General features: G+C 66.5%; 21 protein-coding genes. 12 read left to right on the top strand and 9 right to left on the bottom strand.

Features of this window, described 5'->3' with window-relative positions; translation table 11 throughout:
- Nucleotides 1-174: 174 nt before the first annotated feature.
- Both DM450_RS09055 and DM450_RS09050 read right to left on the bottom strand, forming a co-directional pair.
- On the bottom strand, nucleotides 175-855 hold the full coding sequence (locus DM450_RS09055) for a L,D-transpeptidase (RefSeq protein WP_142634189.1): 681 nt from the start codon (nucleotides 853-855) through the stop codon (nucleotides 175-177).
- Nucleotides 856-936: 81 nt separating this feature from the next.
- Nucleotides 937-1239 carry a hypothetical protein gene (locus tag DM450_RS09050; RefSeq protein WP_142634187.1) on the bottom strand — a complete coding sequence of 101 codons (303 nt, stop codon included), beginning with the start codon at nucleotides 1237-1239 and terminating at the stop codon, nucleotides 937-939.
- A gap of 296 nt (nucleotides 1240-1535) precedes the next feature.
- Here DM450_RS09050 and DM450_RS09045 point away from each other — a divergent pair, with 296 nt between their 5' ends.
- The 5 genes from DM450_RS09045 to DM450_RS09025 all read left to right on the top strand — a co-directional run bounded on the left by DM450_RS09045 (nucleotide 1536) and on the right by DM450_RS09025 (nucleotide 8451).
- Nucleotides 1536-3272 carry a class I adenylate-forming enzyme family protein gene (locus tag DM450_RS09045; protein ID WP_142634185.1) on the top strand — a complete coding sequence of 579 codons (1737 nt, stop codon included), beginning with the start codon at nucleotides 1536-1538 and terminating at the stop codon, nucleotides 3270-3272.
- 69 nt (nucleotides 3273-3341) lie between these two features.
- Nucleotides 3342-4340 carry a thiamine pyrophosphate-dependent dehydrogenase E1 component subunit alpha gene (locus DM450_RS09040; RefSeq protein ID WP_142634183.1) on the top strand — a complete coding sequence of 333 codons (999 nt, stop codon included), beginning with the start codon at nucleotides 3342-3344 and terminating at the stop codon, nucleotides 4338-4340.
- Nucleotides 4337-5359 carry an alpha-ketoacid dehydrogenase subunit beta gene (locus DM450_RS09035; protein ID WP_142634181.1) on the top strand — a complete coding sequence of 341 codons (1023 nt, stop codon included), beginning with the start codon at nucleotides 4337-4339 and terminating at the stop codon, nucleotides 5357-5359. The genes DM450_RS09040 and DM450_RS09035 overlap by 4 nt, the downstream gene beginning before the upstream one ends.
- Nucleotides 5360-5621: 262 nt before the next feature.
- A complete protein-coding gene (katG, locus tag DM450_RS09030; RefSeq protein ID WP_142634179.1) occupies nucleotides 5622-7850 on the top strand; it encodes a catalase/peroxidase HPI in 2229 nt (742 codons plus the stop codon).
- Between the two features lie 226 nt (nucleotides 7851-8076).
- The gene (locus DM450_RS09025) at nucleotides 8077-8451 is read left to right on the top strand and encodes a cytochrome c family protein (protein ID WP_221889457.1); all 375 of its coding nucleotides are present in this window, start codon (nucleotides 8077-8079) and stop codon (nucleotides 8449-8451) included.
- 1 nt (nucleotide 8452) lies between these two features.
- Here DM450_RS09025 and DM450_RS09020 read toward each other — a convergent pair whose 3' ends face one another.
- From DM450_RS09020 to DM450_RS09005, 4 genes are all read right to left on the bottom strand, one after another.
- Nucleotides 8453-9397, bottom strand: coding sequence for a cation diffusion facilitator family transporter (locus DM450_RS09020; RefSeq protein WP_142634177.1), 945 nt, complete (start codon nucleotides 9395-9397; stop codon nucleotides 8453-8455).
- A gap of 85 nt (nucleotides 9398-9482) precedes the next feature.
- Entirely contained in the window at nucleotides 9483-10493 is a 1011-nt protein-coding gene (locus DM450_RS09015; RefSeq protein WP_142634175.1) for an acyl-CoA dehydrogenase family protein, read from the bottom strand.
- Nucleotides 10490-11665, bottom strand: a complete 1176-nt coding sequence (locus DM450_RS09010; protein WP_142634173.1) for an acyl-CoA dehydrogenase family protein — start codon at nucleotides 11663-11665, stop codon at nucleotides 10490-10492. The genes DM450_RS09015 and DM450_RS09010 overlap by 4 nt, the downstream gene beginning before the upstream one ends.
- A gap of 87 nt (nucleotides 11666-11752) precedes the next feature.
- On the bottom strand, nucleotides 11753-12067 hold the full coding sequence (locus tag DM450_RS09005) for a non-heme iron oxygenase ferredoxin subunit (RefSeq protein ID WP_142637676.1): 315 nt from the start codon (nucleotides 12065-12067) through the stop codon (nucleotides 11753-11755).
- 176 nt (nucleotides 12068-12243) lie between these two features.
- Here DM450_RS09005 and DM450_RS09000 point away from each other — a divergent pair, with 176 nt between their 5' ends.
- The 5 genes from DM450_RS09000 (at nucleotide 12244) to DM450_RS08980 (ending at nucleotide 18031) form a co-directional block, all read left to right on the top strand.
- Nucleotides 12244-14028, top strand: a complete 1785-nt coding sequence (locus DM450_RS09000; protein WP_260610350.1) for an FAD-dependent oxidoreductase — start codon at nucleotides 12244-12246, stop codon at nucleotides 14026-14028.
- Between the two features lie 130 nt (nucleotides 14029-14158).
- Nucleotides 14159-14932: an SDR family NAD(P)-dependent oxidoreductase gene (locus tag DM450_RS08995; protein WP_142634171.1), complete on the top strand. Its 774-nt coding sequence runs from the start codon at nucleotides 14159-14161 to the stop codon at nucleotides 14930-14932.
- Between the two features lie 107 nt (nucleotides 14933-15039).
- Entirely contained in the window at nucleotides 15040-16185 is a 1146-nt protein-coding gene (locus DM450_RS08990; RefSeq protein WP_142634169.1) for an acyl-CoA dehydrogenase family protein, read from the top strand.
- Nucleotides 16185-17102, top strand: coding sequence for an acyl-CoA dehydrogenase family protein (locus tag DM450_RS08985; RefSeq protein WP_142634167.1), 918 nt, complete (start codon nucleotides 16185-16187; stop codon nucleotides 17100-17102). Before DM450_RS08990 ends, DM450_RS08985 begins: the two co-directional genes overlap by 1 nt.
- Nucleotides 17103-17227: 125 nt before the next feature.
- Nucleotides 17228-18031 carry an SDR family NAD(P)-dependent oxidoreductase gene (locus DM450_RS08980; protein WP_142634165.1) on the top strand — a complete coding sequence of 268 codons (804 nt, stop codon included), beginning with the start codon at nucleotides 17228-17230 and terminating at the stop codon, nucleotides 18029-18031.
- Nucleotides 18032-18072: 41 nt separating this feature from the next.
- On the opposite strand, the gene DM450_RS08975 is transcribed toward DM450_RS08980, so the two are convergent.
- The 3 genes from DM450_RS08975 to DM450_RS08965 all read right to left on the bottom strand — a co-directional run bounded on the left by DM450_RS08975 (nucleotide 18073) and on the right by DM450_RS08965 (nucleotide 20032).
- Nucleotides 18073-18612 carry a nuclear transport factor 2 family protein gene (locus DM450_RS08975; RefSeq protein WP_142634163.1) on the bottom strand — a complete coding sequence of 180 codons (540 nt, stop codon included), beginning with the start codon at nucleotides 18610-18612 and terminating at the stop codon, nucleotides 18073-18075.
- Between the two features lie 10 nt (nucleotides 18613-18622).
- Nucleotides 18623-19435: an SDR family NAD(P)-dependent oxidoreductase gene (locus tag DM450_RS08970; protein WP_142634161.1), complete on the bottom strand. Its 813-nt coding sequence runs from the start codon at nucleotides 19433-19435 to the stop codon at nucleotides 18623-18625.
- 105 nt (nucleotides 19436-19540) lie between these two features.
- Nucleotides 19541-20032, bottom strand: coding sequence for a hypothetical protein (locus tag DM450_RS08965; RefSeq protein ID WP_185928743.1), 492 nt, complete (start codon nucleotides 20030-20032; stop codon nucleotides 19541-19543).
- 105 nt (nucleotides 20033-20137) lie between these two features.
- Here DM450_RS08965 and efp point away from each other — a divergent pair, with 105 nt between their 5' ends.
- Nucleotides 20138-20701, top strand: coding sequence for an elongation factor P (gene efp, locus DM450_RS08960; protein ID WP_142634159.1), 564 nt, complete (start codon nucleotides 20138-20140; stop codon nucleotides 20699-20701).
- Nucleotides 20701-21117 carry a hypothetical protein gene (locus DM450_RS08955; RefSeq protein ID WP_142634157.1) on the top strand — a complete coding sequence of 139 codons (417 nt, stop codon included), beginning with the start codon at nucleotides 20701-20703 and terminating at the stop codon, nucleotides 21115-21117. Before efp ends, DM450_RS08955 begins: the two co-directional genes overlap by 1 nt.
- The last annotated feature ends 4 nt before the right edge of the window (nucleotides 21118-21121 follow it).

Raw genomic sequence — 21121 nt, 5'->3', positions numbered from 1 at the left:
GAAGCTGCCTTGGACGGGCAACCAGCCCGCCCGGCGGCAACTTCGGCCCGAGCTGTTCGCCATTTGGGCGCCTCGATGGTGTCGTTTATAAGTTTACGGCCTAGAGCCGATTCCGAATCATGAGGTGTTTCCACCGGATTGGAAAACGCACCAAGGGCGCCGGCTCGCCGCCCGCTATTGCGATGCGGCTTGCACGCGAAGGCGCGGGAACACCTCTTCGAGCGGTTTGACGTCGGGCAGCACGTAGACGTAGCCGCCCTTCTTCCGGAACAGCGGCGCCACGCCCTTGCCGTAGAAGGCCTTGGGCACGTTGATGCAGCCGAAGGTGATCCGGTTGTCCTCGATGGAGGGCGACAGCATGCGGGCCTTGCGGTTTTCCTTGTTCCCCACCGGGATCGTGTGGAGCGCGACCGACGTCGCGTAGTCGACCCAGAGCACCTTCTGGTTGCCGGCGGCGATGCCGAACCTTGCCAGGAACCGGCCCGCGGGCGTGGTCTTTTCGGCGGGGCCGATCTCGGAGAGCGACTTGGCGCCGATCCCGGGCGTGGCTTCGTCGCCGCGCATCTTGCCCAGCAGCACCGGCGCGTCGGCCAGCGGCTTGCCCCTGGCGTCGAAGAGGTAGGCCCGGGCGGCGGGCTTGTCGACGATGATGTAGGGCAGGTTGCGGTTGTCGGCCGAGGAGGCGATCCAGGCGGCGACCCGTTCGGCACCGGCTGAGCGTTGACGGGGGGATGAGGCGGCGGCGGCCTCGGCTGCAGGTTTCGGCTGGGCGCCGTGCGCCGGTACGTGCGGCCCTTTGGCGGGCGCGGCGCTTGCCAGGGCCATCGCGGTAAGGGCCAGGGGAACGCTGGTCATCGTCGGAAGTTACTCGCGGGAAATGGCCGGCGCCCGTGACGACGCCGACCCCTTGTCCTGGCGACGAACGCCGGGAAATCGTCAGTTGCGGGCGCGCTTGCGCTGGGCGGCGGCCTGCTGCTGTTCCACGCTGTCGACGCGGCCGTTGAGCTGGTCGATGCGCTGCGCGTTCTGCTGGGCCTGGCCCGAAGCGGCCTGACCTTCGGCAAGCGCTTGCTTGGCGGTGGCGTCGGTCTGCTGCAGGCGGGAATCCAGCCCGTCGATACGCTGGTTCACGGTGGCGATCTGATCGCGGACGAAGCCCTTGGTCGCACAGCCGCCGAGACCGACCGATCCGACCAGGACCACGGCGAGGGGGGCAAGTTTGGTGAGGTAAGGCGACATCGTTTCAGCTCCTGTATACTTATGTTGTCGAACGCCCCGAGATGCTCCAAGCCGAGCCGGAATTGGGGAACAATGCGTTTCTGGCCGGTCGTGCATCACCTCGGCTGAACGGACGGCAGTTGATTTGGTTGCCGAATTTGCGTTTCGGTGTTCCGATCGCCGCGCCGGATTGCCTCCACAGGCGCAGCGAAGTGACTGCCGCGACCTTGCGGTGACTGATCGCTTTCACCTTGCCCCATGCCGCTGCTACGCCTGCGGACAAGCGCCCCGGCGGGCGGATCGGGAGGATGTGACGCATGGAGCAGGCTGGGCTGTCGTGGGTGGAAGGGCCGCCGCTTGCACAGGAACCGGGACAGGGGGCGCACACCATCGGCGGCTACTTGCGCGAGGTTGCAGGGCGTTACGGACCGCGCGAGGCGGTGGTGCTGCGCAAGGGCGAGCAGCGGACCGCGTGGACTTACGAGGATTTGCTGGCCCGCTCGATGGAAGTGGCGCGGGCTCTGGTTGCCTGCGGCATCGGCAAGGGCGAGCCGATCGGCATCCTGATGACCAACCGGCCGGAGTTTCTTTCAAGCCTGTTCGGGGCGGCGCTGGCCGGGGCGGTGCCGGTGGCGCTCAGCACGTTCTCGACGCCGCAGGAACTGGCACACTTGTTGCGGGCCTCGCAAATCTCGCTGCTGCTCTACGAGGCGCGGGTGCTGAAGAAGGACTTCGGCGCGATGCTGCGTGAACTCGAGCCGGGGATCGCGTCTGCCCGGCGCGGGGCCTTGTCCTCGCTCTGCTTTCCCTACCTTCGGCGGCTGGTTGCCCTCGGGGGGGCGCCGGGAGAGGCCGAACCGTTCGCGGTCGAGGCGGGCGGCGCGGTGGAGACCTGGGACGAGTTTCTGGCGCACGGCGGGGAGGTGCCGGACGAACTCGTGCTGGCGCGGGCCGACGCGGTGCACCCGGCGGACGCGGGCGGCGTGTTCTTTTCTTCGGGCACGACCAGCCAGCCCAAGGGCGTCGTCCATTCGCAGCGGGCCTTCACGGTGCAGTGGTGGCGCTGGCCAAGGATCTTCGCGATGCACGAGCCGGTGCGCAGCTGGACCGGCAACGGCTTTTTCTGGTCGGGCAATGTCTCGATGGTGGTCGGCACCGCGCTGTCGACGGGCGGGACGGTCGTGCTCCAGCGCACGTTCGAGGCCGACGAGGCGCTGGAACTTGCCGAGCGCGAGCGGGTGACGTTCCTCAACGGCCGACCGCACCAGTGGGCCCGGCTGGAGGCTTCGCCGAAGTGGGCAGGGGCGGATCTGTCCAGCGTGAAATACGTGCCGCGCGGCGAAAGGATCTGGCAGCACCCGACCGTCTCCACCCAGTGGGAAGTGCCGATGTCGTTCGGCTGCACGGAGACGATGACGATCTGCACCTCCTTCGTCGCCGACGATGCTGAAGGCCGGGTGGAAGGCTCGTTCGGGGCGCCATTGCCGGGGAACATCCTAAAGATCGTAGAGCCGATATCGGGCCGTCTCGTGCCCGTGGGCACGGTCGGGGAGATGTGCATCAAGGGGCCGACGCTGATGTCCGGCTACCTCGGGAAAGCGCCGGAGGAGTGCTTCGATGCGGAAGGTTTTTTCCGCACCGGGGATGCCGGGCGGGTCGACGAGGCAGGACGCTTCTTCTGGGAAGGGCGCATGACGGAGATGATCAAGACCGGCGGCGCCAATGTCGCGCCGATCGAGGTCGACGAGGTGATCGCCCGGATTCCGGGGGTGAAACGCAGCCAGACGGTGGGGGTGGCGGACGATCTTCTGGGCGAAATGGTGGTCGCCTGCATTGTCCCGTCGCATGGGGCGGAACTGGATGAGGCGGCGGTGATCGCCGCCTGCAAGGACCACATCGCCAGCTTCAAGGTGCCGCGGCGCGTGCTGTTCTTTCGCGACGAGGATTTTGCCCTCACCGGAAGCGAAAAGGTGAAGTCAAGCGAAGTTCGCAAGCTCGCCCGGGCGCGGCTGGAAGCGGATAACGCCGAGGCGGTTCGGCCCGGTATTGCGTGAGGTTCCCCTTGGCGTACTGAACTGGGGTTCAGCCAGCCCCGAACAACCGGGCTGATCGAGAGAGGACCTATGAGCGAAATACTGGAGAACCGGGCCACCCCGGACGCCAAGACCCAGCTCGACATCTATCGCCGGATGATCCGGATCGAGCGCAACGACGACGCCACCCGCACCCAGATCCGTCGCGGCCGCATCACCGCGCCGTACTACTCGGCGCGCGGGCAGGAATGCATTCCCTCGGCCATCTCGGTGCTGCTGAACGACGACGACAAGATCTGCACGATCTATCGCGGCATCCACGACATGGTCGCCAAGGACATGCCGCTGCGCCCGCTCTGGGCAGAGATCTGCGGCCGCGTCGACGGCACTTGCAAGGGCAAGGGCGGGCCGATGCACCTCACCCACCCGGAAACCGGCGTGATGGTGACGACGGGCATCGTCGGTTCGTCCATGCCGATCGCCAACGGCTTCGGCTGGGCGGCGCTGCTGGACGGCACCAAGCAGGTTACGGTGGCCTATTTTGGTGATGGCGCCAGCAACATCGGCGCCTTTCACGAAGCGCTGAACCTGGCCTCCGTGTGGAAGCTGCCGGTGATCTTCGTGTGCCAGAACAACGGCTTTGCCGAACACACCCGTTACGAGAACGGCACTTCGGTGGACCAGATCTCCAAGCGCGCGATCGGCTACGGCATGCCGGGCTACACGGTCGACGGCAACGATCCGGTCGACGTCTATGCCCACGCCCACGCCGCCATCGCGCGTGCCCGTGCGGGCGAGGGGCCGACGCTGCTGGAATGCAAGACCTTCCGCTTCATGGGCCATGTCTTCGGCGATGCCGATGGCTACATGACCAAGGAAGAAAAGGCCGAGGCGATGGCGAAGGATCCGTTGCCGATCTACCGCCAGAAGCTGATCGACGATGGCATCGCCACGGCCGAGGAACTCGATGCGCTGACCGCGAAGATCGAGGCCGAAGTGAACGACGCCATCGAATTCGCGATGGCCTGCGAATATCCGTCCGACGACGAACTGCGCCGCGACGTCTTTGCCGAGGAGATTCCGGCATGAGCACCGATACCCTTGACGCTCCGGTCGTCGAAACCGTGAAGATGAACGGCCTTCAGGCGATCAACGCCGCGCTGATGGAGGCGATGGAGGCCGATCCCAAGGTCCTCGTGCTGGGCGAGGACATTGCGGACAACGAAGGCGGCGGCGTGGTCGGCGTGACCCGCGGCCTTTCCACCAAGTTCGGCACGATGCGCGTGCGCTCGACGCCGATCTCGGAGCAGGCGATCATCGGTGCGGCTATCGGCGCGGCCATGGGCGGTTACAAGCCCGTGGCTGAAATCATGCTGATGAACTTCACGACTGTCGCCATGGACATGATCGTGAACCACGCGGCCAAGCTGCGCTTCATGTCGGGCGGCCAGAGCCAGGTGCCGATGGTGATCCGCACCCTGACCGGCGCGGGCAACCAGACCGCCGGCCAGCACGCCGACTTCTACGAGGCATGGTTCTGTCACACTGCCGGCATCAAGGTGGTGATCCCCTGGACCCCGGCGGACTTCAAGGGCCTTTACCTCTCGGCCATTCAGGATCCGGATCCGGTCATCATCGTCGAAAGCGGCAAGACGCTGTTCGTGCCGATGGACGTGCCGGTGGGTCAGGGCCCGATCCCGCTGGGCAAGGCCAACGTGGTCGCGCCGGGCAGCGATATCACCATCGTTTCCTATGGCCAGATGATGTTCACCGTCATGCAGGCCTATGAGGAACTGACCAAGGCAGGCGTCTCGGTCGAAGTGGTGGACCTGCGCACGATTTCGCCGTGGGACAAGGAAACCGTGCTGGCCTCGGCCGGGAAGACCGGTCGCCTGCTGGTGGTCCACGAAGCCGGCCGCAATTTCGGCCCGGGCGCGGAAATCGCCGCGACCGTGCAGGAAGCCCTGTTCGGCAAGCTGAAGGCTCCGGTCGGCCGCCTTGGCGCGCCCTACTGCTCGGTTCCGTTTGCCAAGAAGCTGGAAGATGCTTTCCTGGTGCAGCCACCCGAGATCATTGCCGAGGCGCAGCGCCTCGTCGCGATGGGCTGAAGCGGCAAGCCGGATTGACTGTAAGGGCAGGGCCTCCGCAGCGATGCGGGGGCCTTTTGCATGGCGAACTGCCGTGTGGGTGGCGGCGTTCTGGCGCAAGGACGGGGGGAACTGCGTTTTCCGACGTCCGCGCGAATGTGGCAAAATGTTGTGTAATCGTGACAGGCGATCACAATCATTAAATCGATCAGTTTTTTAGAAATTCCCTGCCCCGCTATCCGGGACCTCCAACAAGCGTTCGTTCCAACAGGAGGAGGACCCAATGTCCAGAACATCGACTTCGCTTTGCGCGCTGATGGCTGCCGTGCTGCTGCCGCTCGCCGCCACGCCCGCTCATGCCGAGGCGGCGCCCGCGGCCGAGACCGCCAATACGAACAAGGACTGGTGGCCGGACCGGCTCGACCTTTCGCCGCTGCGCCAGAACGATCCCGCGTCCAACCCCTATGGTGCGGACTTCGATTACGCCAAGGAGTTCGCCTCGCTCGACCTCGCGGCGGTGAAGGCGGACATCCGCAAGGTGCTGACGACCTCGCAGCCCTGGTGGCCGGCGGACTATGGCCATTACGGCCCGTTCTTCATCCGCATGGCCTGGCACTCGGCAGGCACCTACCGCGTGGTCGACGGCCGCGGCGGCGGTGCGGGCGGCGAGCAGCGCTTCGATCCGCTCAACTCCTGGCCGGACAACGTCAGTTTGGACAAGGCGCGCCGCCTCGTCTGGCCGATCAAGCAGAAGTACGGCCGCAAGATCTCGTGGGGCGACCTGATGGTGCTGACGGGCAACGTCGCGCTGGAGGACATGGGCTTCAAGACTCTGGGCTTTGCGGGCGGCCGCATCGACAGCTGGGAGCCGGACACGGTATTCTGGGGGCCTGAGAAGAAGTGGCTGGGCGATGAGCGCCGCGATCCCAAGACCGGCCTGAAGGGCCCGCTGGCCGCCACGCAGATGGGCCTCATCTACGTCAACCCCGAAGGCCCCAACGGCAATCCCGACCCGCTGGCAGCCGCTGCCGACATCCGCCTCGCCTTCGGCCGCATGGCGATGGACGACGAGGAAACCGCTGCGCTGATCGCGGGTGGCCACACCTTCGGCAAGGCGCATGGCGCCCACAAGCCGGAAGAGTGCCTTGGCGGCGATCCCTCGGCCGCGCCGGTCGAGCAGCAGGGTCTTGGCTGGGCCAACAAGTGCGGCAAGGGCAATGCCGAGGACACGATCACCAGCGGCCTTGAAGGCGCATGGTCGGCGGACCCGATCCACTTCACCACGCAGTATCTCGACAACCTCTACGGTTTCGACTGGGTGAAGACCAAGAGCCCGGCCGGCGCCACGCAGTGGATTCCCAAGGACCCGGCCGCCGGGCAGCTCGTTCCCGACGCGCACCGTCCCGACGTCCGTCACGCACCCATCATGTTCACCACCGACATCGCGATGAAGGAAGACCCCGGCTTCCGGGCGATCACCACCCGGTGGCGCGAGAATCCCGAACTCTTCGCGCAGGCCTTTGCACGGGCGTGGTTCAAGCTGACCCACCGCGACATGGGGCCTTCGGCGCGCTACCTCGGCGCGGATGTGCCCAAGGTCAGCTTCGTCTGGCAGGACCCGCTGCCCAAGGCCACCTACGCCGCGATCGATCAGGCCGACGCGGCCGCGCTGAAGACGAAGATCCTCGCCACCGGCATCGCGCCGCGTGAACTGGTGAAGACGGCGTGGGCGGCGGCGGCCACCTTCCGGGGCACCGACATGCGCGGCGGCGTCAACGGCGCGCGGCTGCGGCTCGATCCGGCCAAGGGCTGGGCGATCAACGATCCTGCCGAACTGGCCAAGGTGCTGGCGAAGCTGGACGGCGTGCGCAAGGCCTTCAACGCCTCGGCTCCCGCCGGCAAGCAGGTCTCGCTGGCGGACCTGATCGTGCTGGGCGGCAACGCGGCGGTGGAACAGGCGGCGGCGAAGGCGGGCTACACCGTCTCCGTGCCGTTCACTCCGGGCCGTGTCGATGCCGCCCAGGCCGAGACCGACCCCAAGTCCTACGACTACCTGCGCCCGCGCGCCGACGGCTTCCGCAACTACTACGGCGCGGACAGCGACCATTCGCCCGCCGAGATGCTGGTGGACAAGGCCAACCAGCTGGAACTGACGGTGCCGCAGATGGCGGTGCTGGTGGGCGGCATGCGTGCGCTCGATGCCAATACCGGCCATTCCGCGCAGGGTGTCCTCACCGCCAATCCGGGCACGCTGTCGAACGACTTCTTCGTCAACCTGCTCGACATGGGGACCAAGTGGCAGAAGTCGGACAAGGCGCCCGGCGTCTACGAGGGCTACGACCGCGTCAGCGGCAAGCTCAGGTGGACGGCGAGCCCGGTCGACCTCGTGTTCGGTTCGAACTCGGAACTGCGCGCAGTTTCGGAAGCCTATGCTTCCGACGATGCAAAGCAGATGTTCGTGACCGACTTCGTGGCGGCCTGGGGCAAGGTCATGAACCTCGACCGGTTCTGATGTCCGGTTTCTGATGGTGGACGGCGGCGCTGGATTGCCAGTGTCGCCGCCACCCTCTCCAAAAACTCGTCGTCGCCCCCGTGGAGACGGGGCCCTGCTTCTTCGCGACGGTCGAGAAGAAAGCGGGATCCCCGCCTTCGCGGGGATGACGGGGTAGTTTGGATCGGCATCGGGCGTTAGAGGCGCCAACCCACCTCACACCCCCCATTCATCGGATTGTTTTCTTGTGAAGACCTATTTCCTCGCCGCCGCTCCGGTCGCGGTTCTGGCCATTGCATTGGCCTCCACCGGCTCTGCGCAAAACGCTGCCCCGCGCCCTGCCATCTTCGCCACATGCGCCGCCTGCCACGCCACAGAGGCGGGCAAGACGTCCTACGGCCCCAACCTGCGCGGCGTAGCGGGGCGCAAGGCAGCGAGCCTTCCCGCCTATGCCTATAGCCCCGCGCTCAAGGCATCGGGTCTCACCTGGGACCGCACCACGCTCGACGCCTGGCTGACCTCGCCGCAGAAGAAAGTGCCGGGCACGAAAATGCCCTTCGCCGGTATCCCGGATCCTGCCAAGCGCAAGGACGTGATCGATTATCTGATGACGTTTAAATAGCTTACCACACCATCGCATCGCTGCGTTTTTCCGGGCGGATGTAGATCGAGGTGATCCACGGCGAGAGCGCCTTCATCCGGCGCTCCAGTTCCTCGATCAGCGTTTCGGCATCGCCCATCCTGAGGTCGTCGGCGAAGTCGGCGCTGATGGCGACAAAGATCGCTTGCGGGCTCGTGTGGATGGTGCGGATGTGGTTGACCGCGTCGATGCGCGGGTGGCCGTCGAGAACGTCGCGGATCTTGGCGATCAGTACCGGATCGGCCGCCTCGCCGATCAGCAATTCCTTGGATTCGCGGGCGAGCAATATCGCGACGCCGGCCAGCACGCCGCCGATCAGCACCGAGGCGACGCCGTCGATGCGCGGGTCGGCGAAGTGGATCGAGGCCCAGACGCCGAGGGCGGCGATGACGAGGCCGATCAGCGCGGCGCTGTCCTCGAACAGGACGATGAAGCCGGGCGGGTCCTTGCTGCGGTGGATCGCCTGCCACCAGGTCTGCTCGCCGCGCCCGGTGTTGAACTCGCGCACGGCGAGCGACCAGGATGCGCCTTCCATGACGAACGCGATGGCGAGCACGATGTAGTTGAGTGTCGGGTCGGCGATCGGGTGCGGGTCGGCGATATGGACGATGCCCTCGTAGATCGACACGCCCGCGCCCACCGCAAAGATCAGGATGGCGACCACGAAGGCCCAGAAATAGAGTTCGCGGCCATAACCGAAGGGGTGGGTCGGGTCCGGCTTGCGACCCGCGCGCTTCTGGCCGTAGAGCAGGAGGATCTGGTTGCCGCTGTCCACCAGCGAGTGGACGCCCTCGGTCAGCATCGAGGAGGAACCGCTGATCGCGGCGGCCACGAACTTGGCCACGGCAATGCCGAGGTTGGCCGCCAGCGCGCCGTAGAGGACGATATTGGCCTTGAAGTGCGCGGCGACGCTGTCGGGCTGGTCCATCGGCGGGCCGGGTTCCTCGGTAGAGACTGAAATTCAGCCTGCGACTGTCACCGGCCCGGTCCGTTTTCGCAAGTGCCTTAAACGCCTAGCCCGTTGCCGACAGAGCCTCGCGGCCGACGCGCTCGTTCCACAGGTCGGCATTGCCGCAAAGCTGGAGGTTCAGCAGGGCACGCTTGAGGAAGAGATGGCAGGGATGCTCGTCGGTGAGGCCGATGCCGCCATGGAGTTGCACCATTTCCTCGGTCACGAAGCGGAAGGCCTCGGCGGCCAGCACTTTGGCGGCGGCGAGATCGGTGAGGCTGGCGCTTTCATCCCGCACGCGCTTCCACAGCAGGGCTTCGGCGACGGTGATCTTTGTCTTCATGTCGGCGGCGCGGTGCTTGAGGGCCTGGAACAGCGCGATCGGACGGTCGAACTGGCGGCGGACCTTCATGTACTCGATTGTCATGTCGAGCGCGGCACCCGCCGCGCCGATACAGTCTGCCGCAAGCGCCAGTTGCGCCTCGCCCGACAGCTGGTCGTGCAGGGCCTTGGCGCCGGCCGCGTCGGTAAGCATCAGCGTGGGCGTGTATCCGTCCAGTAACACGTCGAACAGGCGGCGGCCGGGGTCCCAGATCGCGCGCTCGAGGATCGAGACGCCGGGCGCATCCAGCGGCACCAGCGCATAGCCGTTTGGCAGCTCGGCAATGATGGCGGCGGCCATGTCCGCCTCGAACACGCCGGAAATCGTCCCGGAAACGGTGCCGTCCGGGCTTGGCGTCAGTGCGGCGCCGAGCATCGGCAGCGGCGCGTATTCCCCTGCGGCCAGTCTTTCCAGCCACTCCGCGCGTTCGGCAAAGTCGTGGCTCGCGGCCATGGCCTGAAGGCCCAGCTGGGCCGGGATCAGGGGCATGGCGGAAAGGATGCGGCCCATTTCGAGGTGCAGCGCGGTCGAGGCTTCCCGGGAGAAGCCAAGGCCGCCGTCCGCTTCGGGAAGGCGTACCATCAGCCAGCCCATCTCGGCGGCAAGCCGCCAGCTTTCGTCGCGCGCGGGCGAGAGCGAGCCCGCCGGAAATGCCTTCTGCGCGGCGTCGGTGAGTTCGTTCAGTTCGATCACAGCACCCACCCCTTCGGCTCGCGCGGCATCTCCAGCATGCGCTCGGCGATGATATTGCGCTGCACTTCCTCGCTGCCGCCGGCGATGGTCCAGGCGTAGGAGTTCATGAAATCGGCCATCCAGTTGCCGGTATTGAGATCGCCGAACGTGATCGGCGCGACGTATTGTTCGTCCATGCCGCCCAGCCGCAGGCCGAGCGCCGAATAGGCCCTCAGCGCGCGGCTGTAGGCATTCTTGACGATGGAGGCGTCACCGATGCGCTCGATCCCGTTGATGCGGTTGTCGAGGAACTGGTCGGCAAGCGCGCAGACGGCGTCGACTTGGGTGACCAGCACGCCGAAATCGCGCAAGACCCCGCGGTCGTCTTCATGCCCGTGCTTGCGGATCAGTCCGGCGACGCGGCCGAGCGCACCGCGCATGCGGTAGGACAGTTCCATCAGCGTCAGCCCGCGTTCGGAGGCCAGCGTCGCCTGTGCCACGGCCCAGCCCATGCCTTCTTCGCCCACCCGCTCGCAGACCGGGATTTCCACGTTGTCGAGGAAGATTTCGGCGAATTCCTCGTCCCCCTGGATCTGGTGGATCGGGCGCACGGTGACGCCGGGAGCCTTCATGTCCATCAGCAGGTAGGTGATGCCCGCCTGCTTGGGACCGTCCGACGCGGTGCGCGCCAGCAGCAGGCACTTGTCCGCGAACTGGGCCATCGTCGACCAGACTTTCTGGCCATTGATGACGTAGACATCGCCTTTCCGTTCCGCCCGCGTCTTGATGGCGGCAAGGTCCGATCCGGCACCGGGCTCGGAAAAGCCCTGGCACCAGGTCTCACCCTCGAGGATCCTGGGGAGATAGCGGGCCTTCTGCGCGGCATTGCCGCATTCGTGGAGCGTGGCGAAGGCGTGGTAGGTGGAGACGAACGAGAGCAGCAGGCGCGGGCAATCGGCGCGCGCCAGTTCCTCGTAGATCACCTTCTGCTCGGCCAGGCTGCGGCCGCCGCCGGGATACTCCGCAGGCCAGTGCGGGATGGCATAGCCGGCGTGCACGAGCTTGCCGAACCAGTCTCGCTGGGTGCGGACAAAGTCGTCCTGGGTGCGGCTGGAAGCGCGCCAGTCGGCAGGTGCCTGCGCCTTGAGGAAGCTGCGGACATCGCGCCGCAGGGCTTCTAGATCGTGGGTCATGCCCTTGTCTGTGCCGATGGGGTGCCGGGGCGTCCAGATGGCGGCAGGTCGCTGCGGCGATATCGGGGCACGACCGCGGCAGGGCTTTTACACTTCCACTTCGATCATGCCGTCTTCAACCCGCACCGCATAGGTCTCGATCGGCATCGTTGCCGGCGGGTTGAGCGGCGCGCCGGTTTCCAGGTCGAAGCGGGCGCCGTGCACGGGGCAGGAAATCCAGCCGCTGCGCATGCGGCCGCATTCCAGCGTCTCGAAGGCGTGGCTGCACAAGTTGCGCACCGCGAAGATGCGGTCCCTGGTGTTGCACAGGATCATGCCGATCCCGTTCACCTCCACGACAAGCTTGGCGCCCGGCGGCACATCTTCCAGTCTGGCGGCGGCAACGAAGGTTTTCTCGGTCATCATCTTCCCGGCTTCTCGCGAATCTTGGCTCTGGGACTGTCCGGTGTCGCAGCCTCCGCGCAAGCGCGAGGCGGGCACAAGCAGGACCAAGCAAGCCGCTGTACCGTGGCGGTCATTTCGTGGGCAAGCCGCCGACGCGATAACGTGATCCGAAAACATATTTCGGGAGAGTTCAGGTGTCCGCGCTCGGAAATTGCGAAAATGGCGAGAGCTTCGATGTCGTGGTGGTGGGATCGGGCTCGGCGGGGGCAATGGCGGCGCTGCGCAGTGCCGATCTTGGCCTGAAAGTGCTGATCGTCGAGAAGGCGCACAAGTTCGGCGGCACTTCGGCCACTTCGGGCGGGGTCATGTGGATCCCCGACCACCGCCTGGACGGGGACCAGGGCGACAGCCGCGAGGCGGCCCTTGCCTATCTCGATGCCACTATCGGCGTGGCGGTGAACCGGGAGCGGCTGGAAGCCTTCGTCGATGAAGCGCCGAAGATGCTGCGCTTTCTGAAATCCACCGGCGTGCAGGTCGCGGCGGCGGCCTGGCCGGACTACTTTCCCGACCGGGTGGGCGCGCGGGCGGATCGCTCCGTGATCGTGCCGACGTTCGACGGGCGGCGGCTTGGTGATGGGCGCTATGCCCTGATGCGCGAGCAGTACAACCGCTTCAAGCTGTTCGGCCGCTACGCGATGGACCTTACCGAGACCTTTGCCCTGATGATGCAGTCGAAGGGCTGGCGGATGGTCGCGGGCCGGATGATCGGGCGCTACTGGCTGGACCGCCCGGCACGCAAGGTCTCGCACCGCGACAAGCGCTTCACCCAGGGCGCCGCGCTGATGGGGGCGACGTATGAGCAGGTGTTTGCGCGCGGGGTCGAGCTTCGGCTGGAGACGGCGCTGGAAGGGCTGGCGGTGGACGAGGGAGGCCGTGTCACCGGGGTCGAGGTGTCCCGCTTCGGGCGCAGATACAGCGTGGCGGCGCGGCACGGGGTGGTGCTGGCGGCGGGCGGGTTCGAGTGGAACCAGGCGCTGCGGGACCGCTTCTATCCGGTGCCCGGGCTGACACGGCATTCCTCCACGCCCGAGGACGGCAACCGGGGCGAGGCGCTGGTCGCGGCGGAAGCGGTCGGAGCCTCGACCGAACACACCGAGCAGGGCTGGTGGATCCCGACGATGACGCTACCGATGAAGGGGGCGTCGAACTTCCATGAGATCCATCAGGCCGCGTTCGACGTGGGGCGTCCGTGGAGCGTGGTGGTCAACCGCAAGGGTGTGCGCTTTGTGGACGAGGCCTGCGGGTACGACCAGTTCGGGCAGGCCATGGTGCGCGATCAGCTGGAAACCGGCGCGAACTGTCCCTGCTGGCTGATCTTCGATGCCAAATTCCGCCGGAAATTCAGCGCCGGCGGCCTGATGCCCACGGTCCATACGCCCGAACATAAAGTGCCGCACGACTGGTGGGATCACTACGTGTTCCGGGCCAGTACCATCGAAGAACTCTGCGCCAAGACACACCTGCCGGCAGACGCCGTGCGTCAGACCATCGCCAACATGAACGCCTATGCGAAGACCGGCGTCGATCCCGAGTTCGGACGGGGCATGAACCCCTATGATCAAATGTTTGGCGATCCCTCTTCCAGGCCCAATCCGAACATCGGTCCGATCGACAAGGCGCCGTTCTATGCGGTGCCGATCAACAACGGCGATCTCGGCACCAAGGGCGGCCTGCGCTGCGACGCACGGGCGCGGGTGCTCGATGGGGAGGGCAGGCCGATTGCCGGGCTCTATGCCGCGGGCAACAATTCGGGGACCCCGTTTGGCGACACCTACCCGGGCGCGGGGGCGACGATCGGACCGGCCATGACCTTCGGGTTTGTCGCCGCCAATGACATTGCCGAACGAGCCGGAAACGCGCGGGTGGGTTCGGGGCTTGAACAAAGCGGGATCCCCGCCTTCGCCGGGATGACGAAGTAGTTTGGATTTGGCGAAACTTCGACAAGCGAGCTGAAAATCAGATGTGCCGACAAGGTACTCCCGTCAGCCCCGCGAAGGCGGGGATCCCGCTTCTTCTTTAAGCGGTGGCGGCATAAGCGGAGCAGGACAGATGCAAGGCAAGGTAGCAGTCGTCACCGGAGCGGCAGGCGGTATAGGCGAGGCCATCGTGCGTGCGCTGGGGGCGAAGGGCGTCAAGGTCCTCGGCACCGGGCGCAATGCGAAGAAGCTTCAGGCGCTCAAGGACGCGCTGGCGGGTGCGGTGGAGTTCGACTTTATCGCCATTGACGCCACGGCCGATGAAGCCCCGCGCGCCATCGTCGACGTTGCGGTGGAGACGTTCGGGCGGCTGGACGTGCTGGTGAACAATGCCGGATCGTTCAACTTCGGCCCGGTGGACCAGACCACCGACGCCATGCTGGACGAAGTGCTGGGCATATCCCTGCGCGCACCGTTCCGGCTCTGCCGTGAGGCTTTGCGGGTGATGGGGGAGGGGAGTTCGATCCTGTTCATCGGCTCGACCTGGGGGCTTTACGGCACGCCGGGCGGCGGGGCCTATTCCACCGTGAAGGCCGGGCAGATCGGCCTGATGCAGACGATGGCCGCCGAATATGGCCCGCGCGGCATCCGCTCCAACTACATTGCGCCGACCGTGGTGCGCACCGAGATGACCACGGCGTTCTGGGAACTGGATTTCTTCCGCCGCACCAACCACGAACTGACGCCGCTCCAGCGCGATTGCACTGCGGCGGACATCGGCAACATGGTGGCCTTTCTCGCTTCGGACGAGGCGGGGTTCGTCAACGGACAGACCATCGCGGTGGACGGCGGTATCTCGACCACGCGCTACGTCTCGCCGGCGGCGATCGCAGCGGTGCGGCAGTAAGGCTGTCCGGCAAAGCCCTCGGCGGTTTTCGCCGGGGCGTTGGCCCTTTGCTTGTGAGGGCGTGGCCCGCTGGGTAACGCCGGAGGAAAGCAGAGACGAAGGATGCCATGCAGTTCGAATGGACCGAGGACCAGGACGCGTTCCGCCACAAGATCCGGGACTTCCTGCACGCCAACCTGCCGGATGACTGGGAAACGTTCTCCGAACACGGCCCCGCCTCGCCCGCGCTGACGGCATTTGCCCGCGGCTTCTGCGTCAAGCTTGCCGAAGCCGGCCTGCTGTTCCCCCACTGGCCGAAGGACATGGGCGGGGAGGGGCTGGGGCCGTGGGAGCAGCAGATCCTCTCCGAAGAGATGTGGATCGCCGGCGAGCCGCGCGGCGGCCAGTATATGAACGTCAACTGGATCGGCCCGACGCTGGAGAAGTACGGCACGCCTGAACAGAAGGCGCGCTATCTGGAACCGATCACGCGCGGGGAATCGCTGTGGTGTCAGGGCTTTTCGGAGCCCGATGCCGGATCGGACCTTGCCAGCCTGCGCACCCGTGCCGTGCTGAAGGACGGTCACTACGTCATCAATGGCCAGAAAATCTGGACCTCCTATGCAGGCCTTGCCGACACCTGCTTCCTGCTGACCCGCACCAGCGACGATCGCAAGAAGGGCATCACCATCGTCCTCGTGCCGATGGACACGCCGGGCATCACCGTGCGCCAGATCCCCTCGCTGATCGGTGAGGGCGACATTCACGAGGTCTTCTTCGACGATGTGACCGTGCCCGAAACCGCGCGTTTTGGTGAGGAGGGGCAGGCCTGGGAGATCGTCGCCTATTCGCTGCGCAACGAGCGGCTGGGTATCCCGCGTTTCACGCTGGCCCGGGCCGCGCTCGACCGGGCGGTGGCGATGCTGAAGGCGCGCGGCGACTTCGTTCGCGAGCATGTGCGCATCGAGGCCGCGCGCTGCGCGGCGCTGTGCGAGGGGGCGGGGACGGCCAACTATGCCGTCGTGCAGAAACGGGTCGACGGGCTGGCGATCGGTGCGGAGTCCAGTTCCGCCCGCTACGCCACCGTGATGGCCGAGCGGGCCGTCTGCGAATTCGTGGTGGAGTTCCTGCCCGAAGCGCTCGCGGGGGCCTCGCCCTATCTCAAGATGCACCACCAGCGCGGCATCGTCGCCGGGGTCGCCGCCGGTTCGGCCGAGATCCAGCTCAACATCATCGCCAGCGACGTGCTGGAACTGCCCCGGGAGCCGCGCTGATGCAGCTTGCCCTCAATGACGACCAGACCCAGGTCCTCGATTTTGTCGAAGCGCTGGCGCGGCCGTTCGTTTCCGCTCCGCTCCACGATGCCGGACTGGCGCTGGAAAGCGGGGAACTCGACGCGGCGCTGGTGGAGAACGGCTTCCTCGATGTCATGGCGGTCGAGGAACTGGGCCCCGTCACTGCTGCATTGGTGGTGGAGAAGCTCGCACGGCTGCCGTTTACGGTGGAAGCGGCGGCCTCGGCGCTGGTGCGCCCGCTGATCGATCCGGATTTGCCGCGCCCGCTCTGCCTGGTCGAGGAAGGCCGTCTTGCGGCGCCGCTGCGTTTCCTGCGGCCCGGCGCGACGGTGGTTGTTGTCGGTCCGGGCGGCGTCCGCAGCTTTACCGCGAGCGAGGATCTGATTGCCCCGGCGCAGGAGGATACGCTCTATGCCTATCCGGTCGCGTTCCTCACCGGCGTGCCCGGCGCGGTGACGATGCACGATGTCGATCCGGCCGAAGTCACCCGGGCCTGGCGCGTGGCGATGGCGGCGGAAGCGGCGGGCCTGCTCGGCGCGGCGCTGGCGAGCGTGGTGACTTATGTATCCGAGCGCAGGCAGTTCGGGCGTCCGCTCGCGACGTTCCAGGCAATGCGCCACCGGCTGGCCGAGGCCCAGGTGGTGACCAACACCGCCTACTGGCTCGCCATGCGGGCGGCGGCGAGCGGGACACAGGCGGACGCCGCGCTGGCGCTGCTCCATGCGCAGGAGGCGGCGAGGCGGGTCTGCTACGACTACCACCAGTTCCTTGGCGGCATGGGCATGACGCTGGAGCATCCCCTGCACTTGTGGACCTATCGGCTCAAACTGCTGACGGCGGAACTGGGCGGACGCGGCGGGCAGGGGCTGGCCGCGGCGGAGGCGCTCTGGGGGTAGTCCGTTTTCATGCGGCATCGCCGCGATAGCCGCAGCGCGCGCGCGATATCGGGTGCGGTCCTGTCGCCGGGCAGGACGGGGCATGCAAGACTTGCCGTCACGGACAAGAGGGCAAGAGGGCAAGGATGCAAGGAAGCGATCTGATCGATCTGGGCGGGCAGGTGGCTCTGGTCACCGGTGCGGGCCAGAACGCGGGGCGGGCCACGGCGCTGGAACTGGCCCGCCACAATGCGGGCGGCATTGCCGTCAACGATTTCGTACCGGAGCGGGCCGAGGCGGTGGCCGGCGAAATTCGCGCCATGGGCGTGCCTGCCCTGGCGGTGCCGTTCGACGTGACCGACCTTGCCGCGGCGCAGGCGGCCAGAGCCGCGATCACGGCCGAACTCGGGCCCGCCACGGTGCTGGTGAACAACGCGGGCATGGCAGGGCCCGGCGCTTCGATCCGGCCGGCGCAAAATTTCTGGGAGGAAGATCCGGCGAACTGGCAGCGCTACCTCGGCACCAACCTCTACGGCGTCTACAACTGCTGCTTTGCGTTCATTCCCGACATGGTCGCGGCAAAGCGCGGGCGGATCGTCACCATCGTGTCGGATTCGGGCCGGGTGGGCGAGGCCAGGATGGCGGTCTATGCCTCGTCCAAGGCGGGGGCGCAGGGGTTCATGCGCTCGATCGCCAAGGAACTGGGGCGTTACAACGTGACGGCCAATTGCGTGTCGCTCTCGGCGCTGCTTCCCGACATGCCGGACGAACAGCGGGCCGAGATCATGCAGGGCGATCACATGAAGGGCTTGATGGGCCGCTATTCCATCCGCCGCTGCGGCAAGTCGACCGACGTGGCGGCGCTGGTGACGTTCCTGTGCTCGGATGCGGCCGAATGGATCACCGGCCAGACTTATCCGCTCAACGGGGGCTACGCGCCCTCGATGTAACGTCACGATTGGCGATGTGACGAGCGGGAGAGCGAGGGCCGTCAGGCCCTCGCGCCTCGTGCGAACAGGGCTTGCGGGCAGAGCGTATAGCTCGGGTCCAGCGCACCCTGCCCGAGCAGGCCGCCGCCGCCGAACGGGCGGCGCAGTTTGAAGTCGTAAGTGACCACTCGTTTCGAGAAGCGCCACTTGCCGTCGGCGCAGCGCCGATAGTTGTCGATGTAGCGCACGGCCATGAAGTCTTCCTCCTGCCCTCCCGCCCGTCCTCCCTCGGGGCTGGGGATCAGGTGCCAGGCCAGGGCGTAAACTTCGCCGCTTGCCGCGTCGCCGTCCAGCGCGATCAGGTGATTGCACAGGTGGTGCCCGGAATAGGGCATGTAGGGGAACGAGGCGGCGATGAACTGGCAGTAGTCCTCGGCCGGGCCATCGAAACTGTCGCCGTGGGTATCGGTCGCATCGTCGGTGTAGAGGTCGCGCAGCAGGGCGATGTCCTGGCGGTCGATCACGCGGGCATAGAGCAGGACAAGCTCGCGGATGGCTTCCTTGTCGAGCAGCGCGGCCAGCGCCGGGTCGGCGGTGTTCATGGTCCCTCCCTCATAGCAATGCGCCGCCGTCGATCGGGTAGATCTGCCCGGTGATGAAGCTGGCCCGGTCGCCGGCGAGGAAGGCAACCATGCCCGCCATCTCGTCGGGGTTCGCGAAAGGGCGGCCGACGTACGTGCGGCGCTGGCGGATGGCGCGGTCTGCTTCCGCCACGCTGGCGGCGCCGTGACTGAACAGGCCGGAATCCGGGTGAAAGCGACTGCCGGTGCTGAAGGCGGCGGGATCTTGCGCGATCGTTGCATAAGGGGCGACCGCGTTGACGCGGATGCCGTGCTGGCCGAGTTCCTTCGCCAGAACCGCGGTGAAGCTGTGCACGGCGCCTTTGGCGGCGGAATAGACGGGAAGCTGATAGTCTCCCACCAGGGCCGCGGTCGAGCCGACATTGACCACGGCGCCGCCCTTGCGGGCGATCATGCCCGGCAGCACGGCGTGGGTCATGCGCAGCACGGTGCCGAAATTGAGGTCGATGTCGGCCATCCAGGTTGCCGGATCGGAATCGGCGAAAAAGCCTTGCGCGACGTTGCCGCCGACGTTGTTGACCAGCACATCGACGGGGCCAAGCGCCTCGGCGGCGGCAAGGATGCGCCCGGGCGCGGTGACGTCGGCAAGGTCGGCAGCGACAAAACGCGCTTGAGGAGCGCCTTGCTGAACGCAGTGATCGGCCAGGCGTTCGCCCGCCTCGTGATCCCGCCCGACCAGAACGGTTGTTGCGCCTTCCCGGGCCAGTTCAAGGGCGATGGCGCGGCCGATGTTTGCCGTCGCGCCGGTCACGATCGCCAGTTTCCCGGCAAGGCCCAGGTCCATTCCGCGCTCCTCCTGCCCGGACAGGCCGGGTCATTGTTGAAGCGAGGATGGGATGGATCGACAGGCGGGGCAAACCGCCCCTGCGATCAGCGGCTCAAGGCGCGATCAGCCTTGCGAATAGTCGCCGCCGCTGTCGGCCGGGCTGTTTTCGTTGAAGCCGCCATCCGACTGGCGCTTGCGCGAGGTGAGCACGCAGCGGATTTCGCTGTCCTGGCCGTCGGCGCCGACCACGCGCAGGAAGGCCGGGGCGGTGCGATGGAGTTTTTCACCCTTGAGCTTGCCGCCGGTCATGGTCACGCTGTCGCCGGTCATCAGGTAGCTGCCGCGAACCCCGTCCGTGCCCTTGTAGCTGGAGAAGTTGACCACCTGGAAGTCGAGCGCCGGCACCGGATTGCCGACCGCGCCGCCGGCATCGCCGTCCTTCTCGCAGGTATAGTGGCCGAGCGGCAGGGTGCTGATGGTTCCGCCCGGCACCGGCGGCGGAGCCGGCTTCGCCATTGCCGGGGCGAGCCCTGCCGACACTGCGGCAAGCGCCAGGCCGCAGGCCAGAAAAGCGGGGGCGCGGGCGATGGGGCGGATGAACGGTGCGCGATTCATGACTGCTGCGCTAGCATTGACGCGAAGGAATTGCCACAGTCCGCGTCCTCCGCTAAGGGCGGCTGCTTCGCCGCTCAGCGGCTCTTTCCCATCGAAGGCTCACTCATGAAGATCAGCGGCGTCGACATTCGTCCCGGCAATATTCTCGAATACGAAAAGGGTATCTGGAAAGTCGCCAAGACGCAGCACACGCAGCCGGGCAAGGGCGGCGCCTTCATGCAGGTCGAGATGAAGAACCTCATCGACGGCCGCAAGACCAACGTGCGCTTCCGCAGCGCCGACACCGTCGAGCGCGTCCGTCTCGACACCAAGGACTTCCAGTTCCTCTACGCCGAGGGCGAAGACCTGGTGTTCATGGACATCGAGACCTACGAACAGATCATGCTCCCGGCCGACCTTCTGGGCGATGCCGCGGCCTTCCTTCAGGACGGCATGCAGGTTCTGCTCGAAATGTGGGAAGAGCGCCCGATCTCGGTGCAGCTGCCCGAACAGGTCGAAGCCACCATCGTGGAAGCCGATGCCGTGGTGAAGGGCCAGACCGCCTCGTCCAGCTACAAGCCTGCCGTGCTCGACAACGGCGTGCGCGTGATGGTGCCGCCGCACATCGAAAGCGGCACGCGCATCATCGTCGACGTGTACGAGAAGACCTACGTGAAGAAGGCCGACTGATGCGCCGGGCGGTCCTTTTCGCGCTGGCCGGCGCGTCGCTGGCGTTTGGCGCTTCGCCGGTGCTGGCGGCTGCCAGGCCTGTCGCGAAGGCGACTGCCCCCGCCGCCAGGCCGGCGGCCCCTGCCGCGGGCGCACACACCGCACCGCCGCCTGAGGTCGAACATGCGATGTTCTACCTCAAGGTGCTGATTTCCGGCCTGCAGTCGGACCAGGTCGAGCAGCCCGTGAAGGGTGTGCTGGTGGGCTGTCTGTACAACAATTCGCTGTCGCGCATCAGCACGGCGATGGACAAGGTGATCGCGGAGAACCCTGCAAAGGTTCATCGCGACAAGCCCAACGAAGTTCTGACCGCCATGGTCGCGATCTGCAATCATCCGGCCCAAGGCGGTGCGTCCCAGCCCGCCAAGGGCCGATAATCGC

This window comes from Sphingomonas sp. IC081, assembly GCF_006874585.1.
Taxonomy (GTDB): domain Bacteria; phylum Pseudomonadota; class Alphaproteobacteria; order Sphingomonadales; family Sphingomonadaceae; genus Novosphingobium.
Note: the sequence above shows the minus strand (reverse complement) of the source record. Positions and strands in the feature narration are given on the sequence as shown.